The sequence below is a fragment of the Ramlibacter sp. G4-7 genome (genome assembly GCF_057784995.1).
In genome coordinates, this window is the sequence record NZ_JBYNTT010000008.1 from 149,072 (window position 1) to 165,906 (window position 16,835).

Consider the following 16,835-nt stretch of genomic DNA (forward strand, 5'->3'; position numbering starts at 1 on the left):
CATGCCCCTGGAGCTCGTCCTCATCACCGGCATGTCCGGCTCGGGCAAGTCGGTGGCGCTGCGCGCGCTGGAGGATGCGGGTTATTTCTGCGTGGACAACCTGCCGCCGGAATTGCTGCTTCAGTTCGTGGACCTGGAACTGCGCCACGCGCGGCGCCGCGTGGCCATCGCCATGGACGTGCGCAGCGCGGGTGCGCTGCCGCTGGTGCCCGGCCAGCTCGACACCCTGGTGCGCAGCGGCATCGCGGTGCGCCCGCTGTTCCTCGACGCAACCACGGAAACACTGGTGCGCCGCTTTTCCGAAACGCGCCGGCGCCACCCGCTGTCGCGCGCCGGCACGGACGCCCAGAGCGACCAGCAACGCGCCGTGGTGGAGGCCATCGAGCTCGAACGCGAGATGCTCGCCGCCCTGCGCCAGCGTGCCCACGTGATCGACACCAGCGTGCTGCGCGCCGCGCAGCTGCAGGCCTACGTGAAATCGCTGCTGTCGGCGCCGCTTGCGGCGATGACGCTGGTGTTCCAGTCCTTCTCGTACAAGCGCGGCATCCCCGTCGACGCCGACTACGTGTTCGACGTGCGCATGCTGCCGAACCCGCACTACGAGCCCGAGCTGCGCGATCTCACGGGCAAGGACCAGCCGGTGATCGACTACCTGCGCAAGTACCAGGAGGTCGAGGACATGTACGCGGACATCTGCGCCTTCCTGGACCACTGGCTCGAGCCGCTGGCCCGCAACCACCGCAGCTACGTGACGGTCGCCATCGGCTGCACGGGCGGCCAGCACCGTTCGGTGTACCTGGTGGAGCGGCTGGCCGAAGAATTCGGCAAGCGCTGGACGGCGCTGAAGCGGCACCGGGAGATGGACGCGCGGTAGGGCGGAGACGGTGGGGTTCACGTCGTTCACCGTCCGCGGCTTCGCCGCGCCACCCGACACGGCGTTCGTCAGCGTGAATTGGTAGGGTGGCGGTGAGCGCAGCGAACCCCACCGAAGGTCGTCAAACCCGCTCGAGAAACCTGCGCACCGGCGCCGGCAAGCCCACGGCCGCCCACTCTCCCTGCCCGAACCACTGCCCTTCCCCCGCGCCCCACTGCGGCTTCACCACCACCTGCACGGGGTGCAGGTGCAGGTCCTTGTGCGTCAGCACGTGCACGAACGGCTCCACCTCGCGCACCTGCGCGCGTTTCGGCAGCACCTCGTCCAGCGCTTCGCGGCTGGCGAACACCGGCAGGCAGTAAAGCCCCGCCCAGACGCCCGGGGTCGGGCGCTTCTGCAGCCACACCGACCCGTCGTCGGCCTGCGCGTGCAGCAGCCACAGCGACTCGGCGCCGCGCTTGAGCTTCTTCGTCCTGACCGGGAAGTCCTCCGGCCGGCCCTGCCGCGCCGCGGCGCAGTCCCCCTGCACGGGGCACAGCAGGCAGCTCGGGTTGCGCGGCAGGCAGATGGTCGCGCCCAGGTCCATGATGCCCTGCGTGTAGCGCGGCATGTTCTCCTGCAGCTCGCGCCGCGGCAGCAGCTCGCGTGCGTGGTCCCACAGGCGCCGCTCGCTCGCGCCCAGGCTCAGGTCGTCTTCGTACGCCAGCAGGCGCGTGAGCACCCGCTTGACGTTTCCGTCGAGGATCGCGGCCCGTTCGCCGAAACAGAAGGACGAGATCGCGGCGGCCGTGGACGGCCCGATGCCGGGCAGCGTCGCCAGCACGTCGGCGCTGCGCGGAAACGCGCCCGCATGGTGTGCCACCACCTCCTGCGCACAGCGATGGAGGTTGCGCGCGCGGCTGTAGTAGCCCAGGCCGCTCCACAGGGCCAGCACGTCGTCCAGGGGCGCCGCGGCCAGCGCCTGCACGTCGGGAAAGCGCGCGAGGAAGCGCTCGTAGTAGCCCAGCACCGCGGCGACCTGCGTCTGCTGCAGCATGATCTCGGAGAGCCACACGCGATAAGGGTCGCGCGTGTTCTGCCAGGGCAGGGAATTGCGGCCGTGCGCGCGCTGCCAGCGCACGACGCGGCCGGAAAAGCCGGCCAGCGCATCGGGAAGGCCGCCAGCCTGCGCCTGGCGGTCAGCCGCGCCCCTGGGGCGGCCCGGCGGGCGCACCATGGGATCAGGCCGTCTTGAGCGCCGGTTGCGCGACCGGGGCCCGGGCGCCGCCCAGCAAGGGCGCGTTCGTCAGCTGGCCGGTCAGCTCCGCGAGCTTGGAGTCCAGCAGCGTCAGCGCCTTTTCCTGCGCGTCGATCTCGGCGATGCGGTCGTCCAGGCCGGTCGCGGCCTGCTGGATGCGTTCGATGGCCTCCAGCCGGCGGCCGAAGTTGCGGCGGCGTTCCCGCAGCTGCGCATCGAGCTGCGCGGCGGCGGACTTGTTCCACAGCTCCACTTCGCCCAGCGCCGACTCGTAGATCACGCGCAGGCGGGTGGCGAGCGCGCGCACCAGCCGGTCGGCGAACTCGGGCTGCGCCAGCTTCAGCGCGTTGCTCACGCCCAGGTACTGGTTGTGGCTGCGCTCGACCAGGTCGAGGTCGCGCTCGTAGCGGGCCAGGTCCGGCTCGCGCGGCGCCTGCAGCGCGAAGCCGTATTCGGCATTGAGCTGCCGGAAGGTGCCGGTCAGCATGGTCTGGATCTCGCTGCTGATCTTCTCGCCCTGCCGCAGGCCTTCGCGCAGGCGGTCGAAGGTGTGCGAATAGGCCTTGCGCACGCCCAGCTTGAGGCCGGGGGTGCGCAGCGCCTTGGTCAGCACCGCCATCTCCTTCTTGAGCGTGGCGGTGCCCAGCAGGTCGAACACGTCGCGCAGCAGCTTCAGGTGCACCGAGCGCACCGCGTGGATCTTGGCGCCGCTCGCGTCGAAGTCCGCCTGCTCCTGCTCGATGCGGGCGCGCATGTGCTTGATCACCGAGGTGTTCTTGCCGCGCAGTCCCTTCAATTCCACCATCTGCTCGGCGAGGTCGCGCCGGCGCACGCCCAGGACCCGGTTCACCTCCGTGCGCAGGTCCGTGATGTTGGTGCTGACCGAGGAGCGCAGGATGGACTGGCGCTGGCCCATGACGCCCTGCGCCAGCGCCTGTTCCAGCGCGGGCAGGTTGGACGCCTTGAGCAGCTCCGCGTTGTTGTTGACCTTGGCGACCAGGCCCTTCTGGCCCGACACCGGGATCACCTGATCTTCCTGCAGGCCCAGGATCTCCGCGGTCGTCCGGCGCTGCCGGTCGATCTGCGCCTGCACCTGCGACGCGGTGGACAGGGCGTCCCACATCGTGTCGATCTTGTTCAGGACCACCAGGCGCGAATCGGCATCCTGGTCTTCGGCGATCAGGTGCTCGCGCCAGATCGCCAGGTCCGACTTGGTCACGCCGGTGTCGGCGGCCAGGATGAAGACGACGGCGTGCGCCTGCGGGATCAGGTTGACGGTGAGCTCGGGCTCGGCGCCGATGGCGTTGAGGCCGGGCGTGTCCAGGATCACCAGGCCCTGCTTGAGCAGCGGGTGGGCGATGTTGATCAGGGCATGGCGCCACTTGGGCACCTCCACCAGCCCGTCGGACCCCATCATGGGATTGTCCTCGGGAGACTCCTCGTGCCAGAAGCCCAGGGCCTTGGCCTGGTCGACGGTGACGCGGCGCACTTCCGAGACCTTCTCGAAGGCCTGGGCCAGCTGCGCGGGGTCGTTGACGTCCAGGTCCACCCGGTGCCACTTCTCCGGCACCATGCGCCATTCCATCAGGGGCTGCGTCTGCAGGCGCGTCTCGATCGGCAGCAGGCGCAGGCAGGGCGGCACTTCGGCGTCGTAGCCCAGCTCGGTGGGGCACATCGTCGTGCGCCCGGCGCTCGCCGGCATGATGCGGCGCTTGTAGCCGGCGAAGAAGATCGCGTTGATCAACTCCGACTTGCCGCGCGAGAACTCGGCGACGAAGGCGACCATCACCTTGTCGGAGCGCATCTGGCTTTCGAGGCGGCGCACGCGCTCGTCGACCGCGGAGTCCAGCAGGTCGTGGTCCTTCAGCCACTCCGCCAGCAGCTTCAGGCGCAGGGCGAACTCACGCCGCCATGCGCCATGCTGGTCGAACTGCTCATTGAAGGAAGTAACCACTCAGCCCCCGACTCTCTCTTCAATTCACTATAGCATCGGACCCTTTTTGTCCTCAGGACTTCTGGCACACCGGGCAGAAATACGTTGCGCGCGCGCCCTGACGGATCATCCGGATGGGTGTTCCGCACACGCGACAAGGCTGGCGCTCGCGGTCGTACACCATGGCTTCGAGCTGGAAGTAGCCGGATTCGCCCCAGGCATTGGAGAAGTCGCGCAGCGTGCTGCCCCCTTTGGCAACGGCCCTGGCAAGTACTTCACGGATCGCCGCATGCAGGCGCGCCGCGCGCGGGCGGCTGATGCGCCGTGCGGCCAGCGTGGGGCGGATGCCGGCGAGGAACAGGGCCTCGGATGCATAGATGTTGCCGACGCCTACGACCAGGTCGCCGGAAAGCAGGACCTGCTTGATGGGCGCACTGCGCTTCTTCAGGCCCGCGTGGAAGGCGGCCAGGTCGAACTGCTCGGTGAGCGGCTCCACGCCCAGGCCTCCGAGCAACTTGACCGCCTCCGCGGCGTCCTCCCCCTCCGCGTAGACCACGGCGCCGAAGCGGCGCGGGTCGTTCAGGCGCAGCACGCCCTTGTCGGTCACCAGGTCGAAGTGGTCGTGCAGCTGCGCCTGCGGCATCGCGCCGTCGAAGCGCAGGCTGCCGGACATGCCCAGGTGCAGCAGCAGCAGACCGCGGTCCAGGTCCACGAGCAGGTATTTGCCGCGCCGGCGCACGGCGCGCACCGTCCGCCCGACGAGCGTTGCGGGTTCCACGCCGAGCGGCCAGCGCAGCGGCTTGCCCACGCGGACCGCCTCGATGCGGGCGCCGGCGATCCGCTCGGCAAAACTGAGGCGGGTGACCTCGACTTCAGGGAGTTCGGGCATGTGTAAAGGAGTTGGAGCCGCGGGCTCCCTGCCTTCCGGGCGCCAAGGATTATCATGGCTCGATGATGCGTTTTCGCCTGGCGGCACTCTCCGTCGCCCTCGCCGCGGTGTTCACCTTGGGAACCACCGCCTGCGCCCAGACCACCGTCGCTGCCGTCGACAACAGCGGCCTCGACGCCGAACTGTTCTACCAGCTGCTGCTCGGCGAACTCAACGTCCGCAGCAGCGAGCCGGCCGCGGGCTTCGCCCTGATCCTGGACGCCGCGCGCAAGACCCACGATGCCTCGCTCTACCAGCGCGCCGTCGAACTCGCCTTCGAGGCGCGCAGCGGCGACGCCGCGCTGCAGGCCGCGCGGGCGTGGAAGCAGGCCTTCCCGCAATCGCGCGAGGCGAACCGCTACGTGCTGCAGATCCTGGTGGCGCTCAATCGCCTGCCGGAAAGCCTGGAGCCGCTGAAGACCGAGATCGCGCTGGCCGACGCGAGCGACCGGCCCGCCGTGATGGCCTCCGTCGCGCGCGCCTATTCGCGCGCCACCGACAAGAAGCAGGCGGCCGCCATCCTCGAACAGGGGCTGGCCGATTACCTGAACAAGCCCGACACCGGCGCCGCCGCGTGGAGCGCGGTCGGCCGCTTGCGGCTCGCCGCCGGCGACACCGCCGGCGCGCTCGATGCGGCCAAGCGCGGCCAGGCCGCCGGGCCCACTGCCGAAGGGCCCGTGCTGCTGGCGCTGGAGCTGATGGACCCCAAGCTGCCGCAGGCCGAGGCGATGGTGCGCAGCTATATGCAGGGGCAGCCGCTGCCGGAGCTGCGCCTGTCCTACGCCCGCGCCCTGCTGGATTCGCAGCGCCAGCCCGAAGCCCTGCAGCAGCTGCAGCTGGTCACGCGCGAGCGGCCCGACTTCCCCGAGGCCTGGCTCGCGCAAGGCACGCTGCTGGTGCAGGACAACCAGCTGCCGGCCGCGGAGGCGGCCCTGAAGCGTTATCTCGAACTGGTGCAGGCCCAGCCCGCCGGCGAGGACCGCAGCCGTGGCACCGCCCAGGCCTACCTCTCGCTCGCGCAGATCGCCGAAAAGCGCAAGGACTTCGCGCAGGCCAATGCCTACCTGGACCGCATCGAGAACGCACAGGACCTGGTGCAGGCGCAGAACCGGCGCGCATCCATCCTGGCGCGCCAGGGCAAGATGGGCGAAGCGCGCAAGCTGATCCAGTCGCTGCCCGAACGCACGCCGGCGGACGCGCGCCTGAAGGCGATGGCCGAAGTGCAGCTGCTGCGCGACAACAAGGACTACAAGGGCGCGTACGACCTGCTCGCCCAGACCATCGCCAAGGACCCGGCCGACCCCGACCTGCTCTACGACCAGGCCATGATCGCCGAGAAGATGGGCCGCTTCGACGACATGGAAAAGCTGCTGCGCCAGCTCATGGCGAAGAAGCCGGACTACCACCACGCGTACAACGCCCTGGGCTATTCGCTCGCCGAGCGTGGCGTGCGCCTGCCCGAGGCCCGGCAACTGGTGCAGAAGGCGCTGGAATTCGCCCCCGGCGATCCCTTCATCAGCGACAGCCTGGCCTGGGTCGAGTTCCGCAGCGGGAACAAGGCCGAGGCCTTGCGCATCCTGCAGGGTGCCTACAAGGAGCGGCCGGATCCCGAGATCGCCGCGCACCTGGGCGAGGTGCTGTGGAGCCTGGGCCAGCACGACCAGGCGCAAAGCGTCTGGCGCGAAGGCCTGCTGATCAACGCCGAGAACGAGACGCTGCAGGACACGCTCAAGCGGCTGAAAGTCAAGCCGTGAGCCTGCGCCTGGCGGCGCGCTGGGCTGGCGCGGCCCTCCTCGCGCTGCTGCTGTCCGCCTGCGCCGTGCCGCCGCGCGCCCCCGCCGCGCCGGGCGTGCAGACCTGGACCGGGCGCATGGCGCTGAGCGTCGAAGGGCAGGCGAACCAGTCCTTCTCCGCCGGCTTCGAGCTCAAGGGCGCACCCGAGCAGGGCGAGCTGAGCCTGTTCGATCCCCTGGGCGGAACGGTGGCCGTGCTGGCCTGGGCGCCTGGTTCCGCCACGCTGCGCTCCAACGGCAGCACGCGCCAGTTCCCCTCGCTCGATGCGCTGGCCGAGGAAGCGACCGGTGCGCCCTTGCCCGTGGCCTCGCTGTTCGACTGGCTCGCCGGCAAGGACGCCGCCGTTCCCGGCTGGCAGGCCGACCTGAGCCAGGTGGGCGAAGGCCGGCTGCGTGCCAGGCGCACGGACCCGCCCCCGCCGGCCGACCTGCGGCTGGTCTTCGAGCGCTGAGCCGATGCGCGCGCTGCACGACGTCGCCGCGCCGGCGAAGCTCAACCTCTTCCTGCACGTCACGGGCCGCCGCGCCGACGGCTACCACCTGCTGCAATCCGCCTTCGTCCTGCTGGATTGGCACGACAGCCTGCACTTCGAGCGCCGGCCCGGCGGCCACCTCTCCCGCGAAGACCTGGGCGCCCGCCTTCCTGAAGAAGACCTGACGATCCGGGCCGCCCGCGCGCTGCAGCAGGCCACCGGCAGCAGCGAGGGCGCGCACATCCGCATCGACAAGCGCCTGCCCGCCGAAGCCGGCATGGGCGGCGGCTCCTCCGACGCGGCGAGCTGCCTGCTGGCGCTCAACCGCCTCTGGGACCTGCGCCTGCCCTTGTCTGCCCTCGAGAAGATCGGGCTGTCCCTGGGCGCGGACGTGCCGTTTTTCCTGCGCGGTCGCAGTGCCTGGGTGGAAGGCGTGGGCGAGCGCATCACGCCCGTGGACCTGCCGCCGGCGCGCTTCGCGGTGGTCAAGCCGCCCCGCGGCCTCTCCACCCGGGACATCTTCGGCCACCCCGGCCTGAAACGGAATTCGGACAGTGCTAGAATCTCAGGCTTTGCTGCAGATCCCTGGGGTTTCGGTCACAACGACCTGGAACCGGTGGCCCGGCAGCTTTGCCCCGAAGTGGGCGAGGCGATCGAATGGCTGGGTTCGCAGGGCTTGCAAGCCCGCATGACGGGTTCGGGCAGCGCGGTCTTTGCGCTGTTGCCGCCGGGACGGTTCCTGGTGCAGGCGCCGGGGCACTGGGCCGGTTCTGGCTGGCTGGTGCGGGAATGCGGCAAGATGGAGGTCCATCCCCTGGTGGGTTGGGCATCCAGCGACGATTCGGTTTGAGGCTGGTTTCAGCCTCGGACCCGTGTAGGGGAGTCGCCAAGTTGGTTAAGGCACTGGATTTTGATTCCAGCATGCGAGGGTTCGAGTCCTTCCTCCCCTGCCAAACCAGTCGATTGACGTTGCGGAACAGTCCACGAGCGTGTCCTGTCCGCAACTGATCCAGGTCTGAACACGTCCATTCCCATGCAGCAGGCTGCCCCGACCCCCGATTTCATGGTCTTCACCGGCAATGCCAATCCGGCATTGGCCGAAGAGATCGCGCGCCACCTGGGCATCGGCATCGGCGCCGCCACGGTCAGCCGCTTCTCGGACGGCGAAGTCACGGTCGAGATCAATACCAACGTGCGGGCACGGGACGTGTTCGTGGTGCAGTCCACCTGCGCCCCGACCAACGAGAACCTGATGGAGCTGCTGATCATGGTCGACGCGCTCAAGCGCGCCTCGGCCGAGCGGATCACGGCGGTCATCCCCTACTTCGGCTACGCCCGCCAGGACCGCCGCCCGCGGTCGACCCGCGTGCCGATCTCGGCCAAGGTGGTGGCCAACCTGCTGGAAACCGTGGGCGTGCAGCGCGTGCTGACCATGGACCTGCACGCGGACCAGATCCAGGGCTTCTTCGACATCCCGGTCGACAACATCTACGCCTCGCCGGTGCTGCTGGGCGACCTGCGCCAGAAGAACTACGACAACCTGATCGTGGTGTCGCCCGACGTCGGCGGCGTGGTCCGGGCCCGGGCGCTGGCCAAGCAGCTGAACACGGACCTGGCCATCATCGACAAGCGCCGCCCCAAGGCGAACGTCTCCGAAGTGATGCACGTCATCGGCGACATCGAAGGCCGCAACTGCGTGATCATGGACGACATGATCGACACGGCCGGCACCCTGGTGAAGGCGGCCGAGGTGCTCAAGGAGCGCGGCGCCAAGAACGTGTACGCGTATTGCACGCACCCCATCTTCTCCGGCCCGGCGATCGAGCGGCTGTCCAAGGGCACCGGCCTGGACGAAGTGGTCGTCACCAACACCATCCCGCTGTCGGATGCGGCGCGCGCCTGCACCCGGATCCGCCAGCTCTCGGTCGGCCCCCTGATCGCTGAAACCATCCAGCGCATCGCCAAGGGCGAGTCCGTCATGAGCCTGTTCTCGGACCAGGTCAACCTGTTCTGAGCTTTGCCGCCCTCTTCGCAAGAGAGGGCATTTTGAAACGGAGCCGCACTGGTCGCGGTGGGCTCCAGACTGGAGTAAGTCATGAAATTCGTCGCTTTCGAGCGCAAGTCGGAAGGTACGGGTGCGAGCCGCCGTCTCCGCAACGTGGGCAAGACCCCTGGCATCGTCTACGGCGGCGCCGGCCAGCCGCAGCTGATCGAGCTCGATCACAACGCGCTGTGGCACGCCCTGAAGAAGGAAGCCTTCCACTCGTCCATCCTGGACATGGAACTGGCCGGCAACACCGCCAAGGTGCTGCTGCGTGACGTGCAGTACCACCCATACCGCCAGCAGGTCCAGCACATCGACTTCCAGCGCGTGGATGCCAATACCCGCCTGCACATGAAGGTGCCGGTGCACTACACGGGCGCCGAGGAATCCGACGCGGTCAAGCTGGAGCACTGCCTGGTGAACCCGGTCGTCAACGAACTGGACATCTCCTGCCTGCCGGCGGACCTGCCCGAGTTCATCGACGTGGACCTGTCCGGCCTGAAGAAGGGCCAGTCCCTGCACCTGGCCGACATCAAGCTGCCCAAGGGCGTGAAGGCCGTGACGCACGGCAAGCCCAACCCGGTGCTGGTGTCCGTGGTGATGGCCGCGGCCGAAGAGTCCGCTGCCGACGCTGCCGGTGCCGAAGTCGCCGCTGCCGCCCCGGTTGCGGAAGCGAAGGCCGCTCCGGCCAAGGGTGGCAAGGACGCCAAGCCGGCGGCCAAGGACGCCAAGCCCGCCGCCAAGGTTCCCGCCGCCAAGAAGTGACGTGCCGCGCGCGGCTCGTGCCGCGCCAGCCATCGAAAGCCCGCGCAAGCGGGCTTTTTTGCTTTCCGTCCCGCGACAATACTTCCCTCGCCGCCGCTTCGGCCGCGGCCTAACCTGCGAGGCGTGCACCATGATCAAGCTGTTCGTCGGCCTGGGCAACCCGGGTCCCGAGTACGAAGCCACCCGCCACAACGCCGGTTTCTGGTGGGTGGACGAACTCGCGCGCGAGCTGAAGGTGAACCTGGTGCACGACCGCGGCTACCACGGGCTGGTGGCCCGGGCCAACGTGCACGGCCAGACCGTGTGGCTGCTGGAGCCGCAGACCTTCATGAACCTCTCGGGCAAGTCGGTGGCGGCGCTGGCGCGCTTCTACAAGATCGCGCCGGAAGAAATCCTGGTGGCGCACGACGAGCTGGACGTCGTCCCCGGCCAGGCCAAGCTCAAGCTCGGGGGCAGCCATGCCGGGCACAACGGCCTGCGCGACATCCATGCGCAGCTGGGCACGGGCGACTACTGGCGCCTGCGCATCGGCATCGGCCATCCCGGCGTCAAGTCCGAGGTGACCAACTGGGTGCTGAAGAAACCAGCCCCGGACCAGCGCACGGCCATCGAGGAGTGCATCGCGCGCACGCTCAAGGCGGTGCCTGCCCTGCTCGCCGGCGAGATGGACAAGGCCACCCTGATCGCGCACACGCACAAGCCGCCGCGTCCCAAGCCCCCGCGGCCCGAGCCGGAACAACCCTGACCGTCCCAAGGAGGACGCCATGCCCCTGAAAGCCGTCCTCCTCTCCCTGGCCCTCGCCGCCACCGGCGCCTGCGCGCAGACGGTGTGGCGCTGCGGCAGCAGCTACGGCACGCAGCCCTGCCCGGGCGGCAGCACCCTCGACGTGACGGATCGCAGCAGCGCCGCGGACGCGGCGCGGGCCAGCAAGGCGGCCGCCGAGGACCTGCGGCGCGCCGAGGCCATGGAAAAGGCGCGTCTTGCCGGGGACAGGAACGCCCCCAAGGCCATCGTGATCGGCCCGAAGGACCCGCCGGCCCCCGCGGCGAAGGAACACGCCAGGCCGCCCAAGGGCAAGAAGGACAGGAAGGAAGACGGAACGAAGCCGCCCGAGGTGTTTACGGCGGCGGCGCCGAAGAAGAAGTAGCGCGCGCCTCCTCTTCGGCCTGCGCCGCGGCGGTCAGCCGCTGGTACTTCTGCCACAGCGTCTCGCGGCTCTCCACCCGCTGCGGGTCCAGCGGGATGCACGCGACGGGGCACACCTGCACGCACTGCGGCTCCGGGAAGTGCCCGACGCACTCGGTGCATCTGTCGGCATCGATCTGGTAGATCTCCGGGCCGAGGAAGATCGCCTGGTTCGGGCATTCCGGCTCGCAGACATCGCAGTTGATGCACTCGTCGGTAATCATCAATGCCATGGGAGCTGGGCCTCGGACTGCTGGTGCGGTTCTGGCATTATCCCGCGCGGCATGTCCCTGTTCCTCTTCAAGCGGCTGATCACCCTGATTGCGACGCTGGTTGGCACCTCCGTCGTGGTCTTCACGGTGCTGGACATCCTGCCGGGCAACGCCGCCCAGATCATCATGGGCCCGGACGCCTCGCCCGAGGCCGTCACGGCACTGGCCCACAAGCTGGGGCTGGACCGTCCGGCCTGGGGGCGCTACTGGGAATGGATGGCCGGCCTGTTCCACGGCGACCTGGGGCTGAGCTACGCCTACAGCACGCCGGTCGGGGAGCTGGTGCTGGAACGGCTCGCGTTGACGGTGCCGCTGGCCGTGATGGCGATCCTCCTGACCACCGTGTTCGCGCTGGTGGCCGGCATCTATGCGGCTTCGCGCCACAACAAGCTGGGCGACGTCGGCATCATGGGCCTGACCCAGGTCGGCATCGCGATTCCCAACTTCTGGTTCGCCATCCTGCTGATCCTGCTGTTCTCGGTGAAGCTGGGGTGGTTCGCCGCCGGCGGCTTCCCCGGCTGGGGCGAAGGCATCGTCCCGGGGTTGCGGGCGCTGCTGCTGCCGGCGCTGGCCCTGGCCGTCGTGCAATCGGCCATCCTGGCGCGCATCACGCGGTCCTCCGTGCTGGAGGTGCTGCGCGAGGACTTCGTGCGCACCGCCCGCGCCAAGGGCGTGTCGCGGCGCGGCACGCTGTGGGGCCACGTGCTGCGCAACGCGCTGATCCCGGTGATCACCATCATGGGCCTGCAGTTCTCGGAGCTGCTGGCCGGCACCATCGTGGTGGAGAGCGTGTTCTACCTGCCGGGGCTGGGCCGGCTGATCTTCCAGTCCATCTCCAACCGCGACCTGATCGTGGTGCGCAACTGCGTGATGCTGCTCGCTGCCATGGTCGTCGTCGTCAACTTCATCGTGGACGTGCTGTACGCCGTGATCGACCCGCGCGTGAAGGCCAGCGACATATGAGTTCGGTGCTGGACACGACCCTGCTCGCGCCGCTGCAAGGCCAGGGCTTCTGGCAACGCGCCCGCCGCAACCCCAGCTTCATGATCGGCCTGGTGCTGAGCGTGCTGCTCGCGCTGGCGGCCGGGTTGTCCTTCGTGTGGACGCCGCACAACCCCTACGACGTCGACATGGCGCTCAAGCTGCGCGCCCCCGGCGCCGGCTACTGGCTGGGCACCGATCCCTATGGCCGCGACGTCGCTTCGCTGCTGCTGGTGGGGGCGCGGGCCTCCATCGCGGTCGGCGTGATCGCGGTGAGCATCGGCCTGGTCATCGGCACGGCCCTGGGCCTGCTTGCGTCCGCCCGCCGCGGCTGGGTGGAGGAAGGGATCATGCGGGTCTCGGACTTCGCCTTCGCCTTCCCGGCGATCCTGTCGGCGATCATGATGACCGCGGTGTTCGGCCCCGGCATGGTCAACGCGATCATCGCCATCGGCATCTACAACATCCCCACCTTCGCGCGCATCACGCGCGCCTCGGCCAACGCGGTGTGGGGCCGGGAATTCGTGCTGGCCGCCAGGGCCTGCGGCAAGGGCCGCCTGGCGATCACGCTGGAGCACGTGCTGCCCAACATCCTGTCGGTGCTGATCGTGCAGGCGACCATCCGCTTCGCCATCGCCATCCTGGCGGAGGCGGCGCTCTCGTACCTCGGGCTGGGAACGCAGCCGCCGCAGCCGTCCTGGGGGCGCATGCTGAGCGAGGCGCAGACCCTCATGTTCCAGGCACCGCTGCTCGCCGTCTTCCCGGGCCTGGCCATTGCATTCGCGGTGCTCGGCCTCAACCTGCTGGGGGACGGCCTGCGCGACCTGTTCGACCCGCGCCTGGCCCGCAAGCGATGAGCCCCTTGCTCCAGGTCCGAAACCTCAGCGTCGAACTCCAGACCCACCGCGGGCCGGCGCTCGCGGTGCGCGACCTCAGCTTCACGCTGGAACGCGGCGACACGCTGGGCCTGGTGGGGGAATCGGGCTGCGGCAAGTCGATCACCGTGATGGCCCTCCTGGGCCTGCTGCCGGACAACGCCCGGGTCACCGGCAGCATCCTCTTCGAAGGCCAGGAGCTGGTCGGCCAGGCGGAGCGCGCGATGTGCGCACTGCGCGGCGACCGCATCGGCATGGTGTTCCAGGAGCCGATGACGGCGCTGAACCCGGTGCACACGGTGGGCCACCAGGTGGCGGAGCCCTTGCGGCTGCACCGCCGGCTGTCCGCCGCCGAGGCGCGCAAGCAAGCGATCGCGCTGCTGGATCGCGTCGGCATCCCCGACGCCGCCCGGCGCATCGACGCCTATCCGCACCAGTTCTCCGGCGGCCAGCGCCAGCGCGTCACCATCGCCATGGCGCTCGCCTGCGGGCCGGACCTGCTGATCGCCGACGAACCGACCACCGCGCTGGACGTGACGATCCAGCGGCAGATCCTGGACCTGATCCGCGAACTGGTCGCCGAGCGCGGCATGGCGCTGATCCTCATCTCGCACGACCTGGGCGTGATCGCGCAGAACGTGCGGCGCACGATGGTGATGTACGGCGGCAGCGTGGTGGAGAGCGGCACGACCGCGTCGGTCTTCGCCAACCGCATGCATCCCTACACCCTGGGGCTGTTCGCCGCGCGGCCGGGGCTGCGCACGGCCAAGGGACAGAGGCTGGCGACGATCCCCGGAACCGTGCCGGAGCTGGTGGACCTGCCCAAGGGCTGTCCGTTCGCGGGACGGTGCGGCTTCACGCTTCCCGAGTGCCATGTCACCGTGCCGCCGCCGTACGAGGTCCTGGCGGGGCACCAGGCAAGGTGCATCCGGCTGGATGCGGTGGCGCAGGCCAAGGCCGCGGGTGCCCTCGCCCCCGCCCTCTCCCAGAGGCAGAGGGAGCAGCAGCCATGAGCGCGCCGCTCCTGCAGGTCGAGAACCTGGTCAAGGACTACACCCTGCCGCGCGAGAAGCTGTTCGAGCCGCCCGGCAAGGTGCAGGCGCTGCGCGGCGTGAGCTTCAACGTCGAGGCGGGCCGCAGCCTGGGGATCGTCGGCGAATCGGGCTCGGGCAAGTCCACGCTCGCGCGCCTGGTGATGGCGCTGGACCACCCGACGTCCGGCAGCGTGCGCCTGCTCGGGCGGGACCTGCACGCCCTGCCGCGCGAGGAACTGCGGCGGGCGCGGCGCGACTTCCAGATGGTGTTCCAGGACCCGTACGGCTCGCTCGATCCGCGCCAGACCGTGGAGCGCATCGTCTGCGAGCCGCTCAGCGCCCAGGGCACGCCGCGCGACGAACAGCGCCAGCGGGCGGACGAAGTGCTGCAGGCCGTGGGGCTGCGCGCCAACGACCTGGGCAAGTACCCGCACGAATTCTCCGGCGGCCAGCGCCAGCGCATCGCCATCGCCCGGGCGCTGGTCACGCGTCCGCGCCTGATCGTCGCCGACGAGCCGGTGAGCGCGCTCGACGTGTCGGTGCAGGCCCAGGTCCTCAACCTGATGCAGGACCTGCAGGCGCAGTTCGGGATCACCTACATGCTGATCAGCCACGACCTCGCGGTGGTGCAGCACCTGTGCGAGGAAGTGGCCGTGCTCTGGCAGGGGCGCATCGTCGAACAGGGACCGCCCGAGCGGCTGTTCGAAGCCCCGGAGCACCCGTACACCCGCACCCTGCTGGCCGCCGTGCCGCAGGCGGAGCCGCCCGCCGCCATGCAACCATCCGGCTGACAGCCCCAGTCATCCCCTCTTGCCTCGCGCGGTGCAGGTCGGGGATGATGGCCGCTCAGCCTCGCTGTCACCCACGAACACAAGCAAGCCTCTCCCTGGAGCCCACGCCATGATGAAACGCCGCAGCGTCCTCGCCCATTCCGCCTCCCTGGCCGCGCTCGCCAGCCTGCCCCCGGCCGCGCTCGCGCAGGGCCGCAAGGATGCCATCGTCCTGGCGATGGCCCTGGAGCCCAGCCCCGGCCTGGACCCCACCGGCGGCGCCGCGTCGTCCATCGCGGAGGTGACGCTCTACAACATCTACGAGACGCTCACCAAGATCCACCCGGACGGCTCGGTCACGCCGCTGCTGGCCGAAAGCTGGGAGGTCAGCCCCGACCTCACCACCTACACCTTCAAGCTGCGCAAGGGCGTGAAGTTCCACAACGGCGAACCCTTCGACGCGCAGGCCGTGAAGTTCTCGTTCGACCGGGCCGGCGCCGAGAAGAGCACCAACAAGGACAAGCGCACCTTCGCCGCCATCACCACCAGCGTCGTCGACGCCAACACCGTGGTGCTGCTGACCAAGGAGATCGACCCCGACTTCCCCTTCCTCCTGGGGCAGGCCACGGCGGTGATCGTGGAGCCCAAGAGCGCCGAGGGCAACATGACCAAGCCGGTCGGCACAGGCCCCTACGTGCTGGAGAACTGGGTCAAGGGCTCGTCCGTCACGCTGAAGAAGTGGGACGGCTACCGCAACGCGTCCGCCATCAAGCTCAATCGCGCCACCTTCCGCTTCATCGCGGACCCCGCCGCGCAGGTCGCCGCCATGATGGCCGGCGACGTCGACGCCTTCCCGCGCATCACGCCGCGCAGCGTGGAGCAGTTCAAGGGCAACAACCGCTTCCAGGTGCAGGTCTCGGGCTCGCGGGCCAAGACCATCCTGGCCATCAACAACAAGAAGAAGCCCTTCGACGACGTGCGCGTGCGCCGCGCGCTGAACATGGCCATCGACCGCAAGGCGGTGATCCAGGGCGCCGGCGACGGCTACGGCGTACCGATCGGCAGCTACTACCCGCCCAGCGCGCCAGGCTATGTCGACCTGACCGCCGGCACCAGCTACAACCCCGACCGCGCACGCGCCCTGCTCAAGGAAGCCGGCGTCACCGGGCCGGTCGACGTCACCATCACGCTGCCGCCGCCCCCTTACGCGCGCCAGGGCGGCGAAGTGATCGCCTCGCAGCTGTCCAAGGTCGGGTTCAACGCCAAGCTGCAGAACGTGGAATGGGCGCAATGGCTGTCCAACGTCTACGGCGCGAAGAACTACGACATGACGATCATTTCCCACGTCGAGCCCTTCGACCTGGGCAACTTCGCCAAGCCGGACTACTACTGGAACTACCAGTCGCCCAAGTTCAGCGAGCTGTACGGCAAGTACAAGGGGACCGGCAACGCGAGCGAGCGCACGAAGCTGCTCGCCGACATCCAGCGCATGCTCGCCGAGGACGCGCCCATGGTCTTTCTTTACCAGCCCCAGTGGGTGACGGTGGCCAACAGGAACGTGCGCGGCCTCTGGAAGGACATGCCGATCTTCGCCAACGACCTGTCCTCCCTATCGTGGGCATGACCGAGCGCCGCCGGGCCGCCCCAAGGCGCGAGAGCCCCCTCGGGGG

17 protein-coding genes and 1 tRNA gene are annotated in these 16,835 nt (G+C 69.4%); 14 read left to right on the forward strand and 4 right to left on the reverse strand.

Annotated elements, in window-relative coordinates:
• Window position 1 precedes the first annotated feature (1 nt).
• Window positions 2–874, forward strand: coding sequence for an RNase adapter RapZ (gene rapZ, locus AC3EGR_RS13040; protein ID WP_488546909.1), 873 nt, complete (start codon window positions 2–4; stop codon window positions 872–874).
• Between the two features lie 121 nt (window positions 875–995).
• Here rapZ and mutY read toward each other — a convergent pair whose 3' ends face one another.
• Genes mutY through mutM form a run of 3 tightly spaced genes read right to left on the reverse strand, consistent with a single transcriptional unit; the run spans window position 996 to window position 4,933 of the window.
• The gene (mutY, locus tag AC3EGR_RS13045) at window positions 996–2,090 is read right to left on the reverse strand and encodes an A/G-specific adenine glycosylase (protein ID WP_488546910.1); all 1,095 of its coding nucleotides are present in this window, start codon (window positions 2,088–2,090) and stop codon (window positions 996–998) included.
• 4 nt (window positions 2,091–2,094) lie between these two features.
• Window positions 2,095–4,065 (reverse strand): dynamin family protein, encoded by a 1,971-nt coding sequence (locus tag AC3EGR_RS13050; protein WP_488546911.1) that lies wholly within the window; start codon window positions 4,063–4,065, stop codon window positions 2,095–2,097.
• Window positions 4,066–4,117: 52 nt separating this feature from the next.
• Window positions 4,118–4,933, reverse strand: a complete 816-nt coding sequence (mutM, locus tag AC3EGR_RS13055) for a bifunctional DNA-formamidopyrimidine glycosylase/DNA-(apurinic or apyrimidinic site) lyase (protein WP_488546912.1) — start codon at window positions 4,931–4,933, stop codon at window positions 4,118–4,120.
• Window positions 4,934–4,995: 62 nt separating this feature from the next.
• Between mutM and AC3EGR_RS13060 the strand changes: the two genes are divergently transcribed.
• The 8 genes from AC3EGR_RS13060 (at window position 4,996) to AC3EGR_RS13095 (ending at window position 11,195) form a co-directional block, all read left to right on the forward strand.
• On the forward strand, window positions 4,996–6,726 hold the full coding sequence (locus AC3EGR_RS13060; protein ID WP_488546913.1) for a tetratricopeptide repeat protein: 1,731 nt from the start codon (window positions 4,996–4,998) through the stop codon (window positions 6,724–6,726).
• A complete protein-coding gene (locus AC3EGR_RS13065) occupies window positions 6,723–7,217 on the forward strand; it encodes an outer membrane lipoprotein LolB (RefSeq protein WP_488546914.1) in 495 nt (164 codons plus the stop codon). Before AC3EGR_RS13060 ends, AC3EGR_RS13065 begins: the two co-directional genes overlap by 4 nt.
• Before the next feature lie 4 nt (window positions 7,218–7,221).
• Window positions 7,222–8,088: a 4-(cytidine 5'-diphospho)-2-C-methyl-D-erythritol kinase gene (gene ispE, locus AC3EGR_RS13070; RefSeq protein WP_488546915.1), complete on the forward strand. Its 867-nt coding sequence runs from the start codon at window positions 7,222–7,224 to the stop codon at window positions 8,086–8,088.
• Window positions 8,089–8,114: 26 nt separating this feature from the next.
• A tRNA-Gln gene (locus tag AC3EGR_RS13075) sits at window positions 8,115–8,191 on the forward strand.
• Between the two features lie 80 nt (window positions 8,192–8,271).
• Window positions 8,272–9,252: a ribose-phosphate pyrophosphokinase gene (locus AC3EGR_RS13080; protein WP_488546916.1), complete on the forward strand. Its 981-nt coding sequence runs from the start codon at window positions 8,272–8,274 to the stop codon at window positions 9,250–9,252.
• An 81-nt stretch (window positions 9,253–9,333) separates the two neighbouring features.
• On the forward strand, window positions 9,334–10,047 hold the full coding sequence (locus tag AC3EGR_RS13085; RefSeq protein ID WP_488546917.1) for a 50S ribosomal protein L25/general stress protein Ctc: 714 nt from the start codon (window positions 9,334–9,336) through the stop codon (window positions 10,045–10,047).
• Window positions 10,048–10,177: 130 nt separating this feature from the next.
• The gene (gene pth, locus AC3EGR_RS13090) at window positions 10,178–10,792 is read left to right on the forward strand and encodes an aminoacyl-tRNA hydrolase (protein WP_488546918.1); all 615 of its coding nucleotides are present in this window, start codon (window positions 10,178–10,180) and stop codon (window positions 10,790–10,792) included.
• Between the two features lie 19 nt (window positions 10,793–10,811).
• Entirely contained in the window at window positions 10,812–11,195 is a 384-nt protein-coding gene (locus AC3EGR_RS13095; RefSeq protein WP_488546919.1) for a hypothetical protein, read from the forward strand.
• Here AC3EGR_RS13095 and AC3EGR_RS13100 read toward each other — a convergent pair.
• On the reverse strand, window positions 11,167–11,466 hold the full coding sequence (locus AC3EGR_RS13100; protein WP_488546920.1) for a YfhL family 4Fe-4S dicluster ferredoxin: 300 nt from the start codon (window positions 11,464–11,466) through the stop codon (window positions 11,167–11,169). The genes AC3EGR_RS13095 and AC3EGR_RS13100 overlap by 29 nt on opposite strands.
• Before the next feature lie 51 nt (window positions 11,467–11,517).
• On the opposite strand from AC3EGR_RS13100, the gene AC3EGR_RS13105 reads away from it, so the two are divergent.
• The 5 genes from AC3EGR_RS13105 (at window position 11,518) to AC3EGR_RS13125 (ending at window position 16,789) form a co-directional block, all read left to right on the forward strand.
• The gene (locus AC3EGR_RS13105) at window positions 11,518–12,468 is read left to right on the forward strand and encodes an ABC transporter permease (RefSeq protein ID WP_488546921.1); all 951 of its coding nucleotides are present in this window, start codon (window positions 11,518–11,520) and stop codon (window positions 12,466–12,468) included.
• Window positions 12,465–13,343 (forward strand): ABC transporter permease, encoded by an 879-nt coding sequence (locus AC3EGR_RS13110; RefSeq protein WP_488546922.1) that lies wholly within the window; start codon window positions 12,465–12,467, stop codon window positions 13,341–13,343. Before AC3EGR_RS13105 ends, AC3EGR_RS13110 begins: the two co-directional genes overlap by 4 nt.
• Window positions 13,340–14,374 (forward strand): ABC transporter ATP-binding protein, encoded by a 1,035-nt coding sequence (locus AC3EGR_RS13115; protein ID WP_488546923.1) that lies wholly within the window; start codon window positions 13,340–13,342, stop codon window positions 14,372–14,374. The genes AC3EGR_RS13110 and AC3EGR_RS13115 overlap by 4 nt, the downstream gene beginning before the upstream one ends.
• Window positions 14,371–15,186, forward strand: coding sequence for an ATP-binding cassette domain-containing protein (locus tag AC3EGR_RS13120; RefSeq protein ID WP_488546924.1), 816 nt, complete (start codon window positions 14,371–14,373; stop codon window positions 15,184–15,186). Before AC3EGR_RS13115 ends, AC3EGR_RS13120 begins: the two co-directional genes overlap by 4 nt.
• A gap of 109 nt (window positions 15,187–15,295) precedes the next feature.
• On the forward strand, window positions 15,296–16,789 hold the full coding sequence (locus tag AC3EGR_RS13125) for an ABC transporter substrate-binding protein (protein WP_488546925.1): 1,494 nt from the start codon (window positions 15,296–15,298) through the stop codon (window positions 16,787–16,789).
• Window positions 16,790–16,835 lie beyond the last annotated feature (46 nt).

Coding starts and splice junctions, on each gene's coding strand:
- AC3EGR_RS13105 (WP_488546921.1), top strand. CDS start 11,518: ATGTCCCTGTTCCTCTTCAAGCGGCTGATCACCCTGATTGCGACGCTG.
- AC3EGR_RS13100 (WP_488546920.1), bottom strand. CDS start 11,466: ATGGCATTGATGATTACCGACGAGTGCATCAACTGCGATGTCTGCGAG.
- AC3EGR_RS13080 (WP_488546916.1), top strand. CDS start 8,272: ATGCAGCAGGCTGCCCCGACCCCCGATTTCATGGTCTTCACCGGCAAT.
- AC3EGR_RS13125 (WP_488546925.1), top strand. CDS start 15,296: ATGATGAAACGCCGCAGCGTCCTCGCCCATTCCGCCTCCCTGGCCGCG.
- mutY (WP_488546910.1), bottom strand. CDS start 2,090: ATGGTGCGCCCGCCGGGCCGCCCCAGGGGCGCGGCTGACCGCCAGGCG.
- AC3EGR_RS13120 (WP_488546924.1), top strand. CDS start 14,371: ATGAGCGCGCCGCTCCTGCAGGTCGAGAACCTGGTCAAGGACTACACC.
- ispE (WP_488546915.1), top strand. CDS start 7,222: ATGCGCGCGCTGCACGACGTCGCCGCGCCGGCGAAGCTCAACCTCTTC.
- AC3EGR_RS13060 (WP_488546913.1), top strand. CDS start 4,996: ATGATGCGTTTTCGCCTGGCGGCACTCTCCGTCGCCCTCGCCGCGGTG.
- rapZ (WP_488546909.1), top strand. CDS start 2: ATGCCCCTGGAGCTCGTCCTCATCACCGGCATGTCCGGCTCGGGCAAG.
- AC3EGR_RS13095 (WP_488546919.1), top strand. CDS start 10,812: ATGCCCCTGAAAGCCGTCCTCCTCTCCCTGGCCCTCGCCGCCACCGGC.
- AC3EGR_RS13110 (WP_488546922.1), top strand. CDS start 12,465: ATGAGTTCGGTGCTGGACACGACCCTGCTCGCGCCGCTGCAAGGCCAG.
- pth (WP_488546918.1), top strand. CDS start 10,178: ATGATCAAGCTGTTCGTCGGCCTGGGCAACCCGGGTCCCGAGTACGAA.
- AC3EGR_RS13115 (WP_488546923.1), top strand. CDS start 13,340: ATGAGCCCCTTGCTCCAGGTCCGAAACCTCAGCGTCGAACTCCAGACC.
- AC3EGR_RS13085 (WP_488546917.1), top strand. CDS start 9,334: ATGAAATTCGTCGCTTTCGAGCGCAAGTCGGAAGGTACGGGTGCGAGC.
- mutM (WP_488546912.1), bottom strand. CDS start 4,933: ATGCCCGAACTCCCTGAAGTCGAGGTCACCCGCCTCAGTTTTGCCGAG.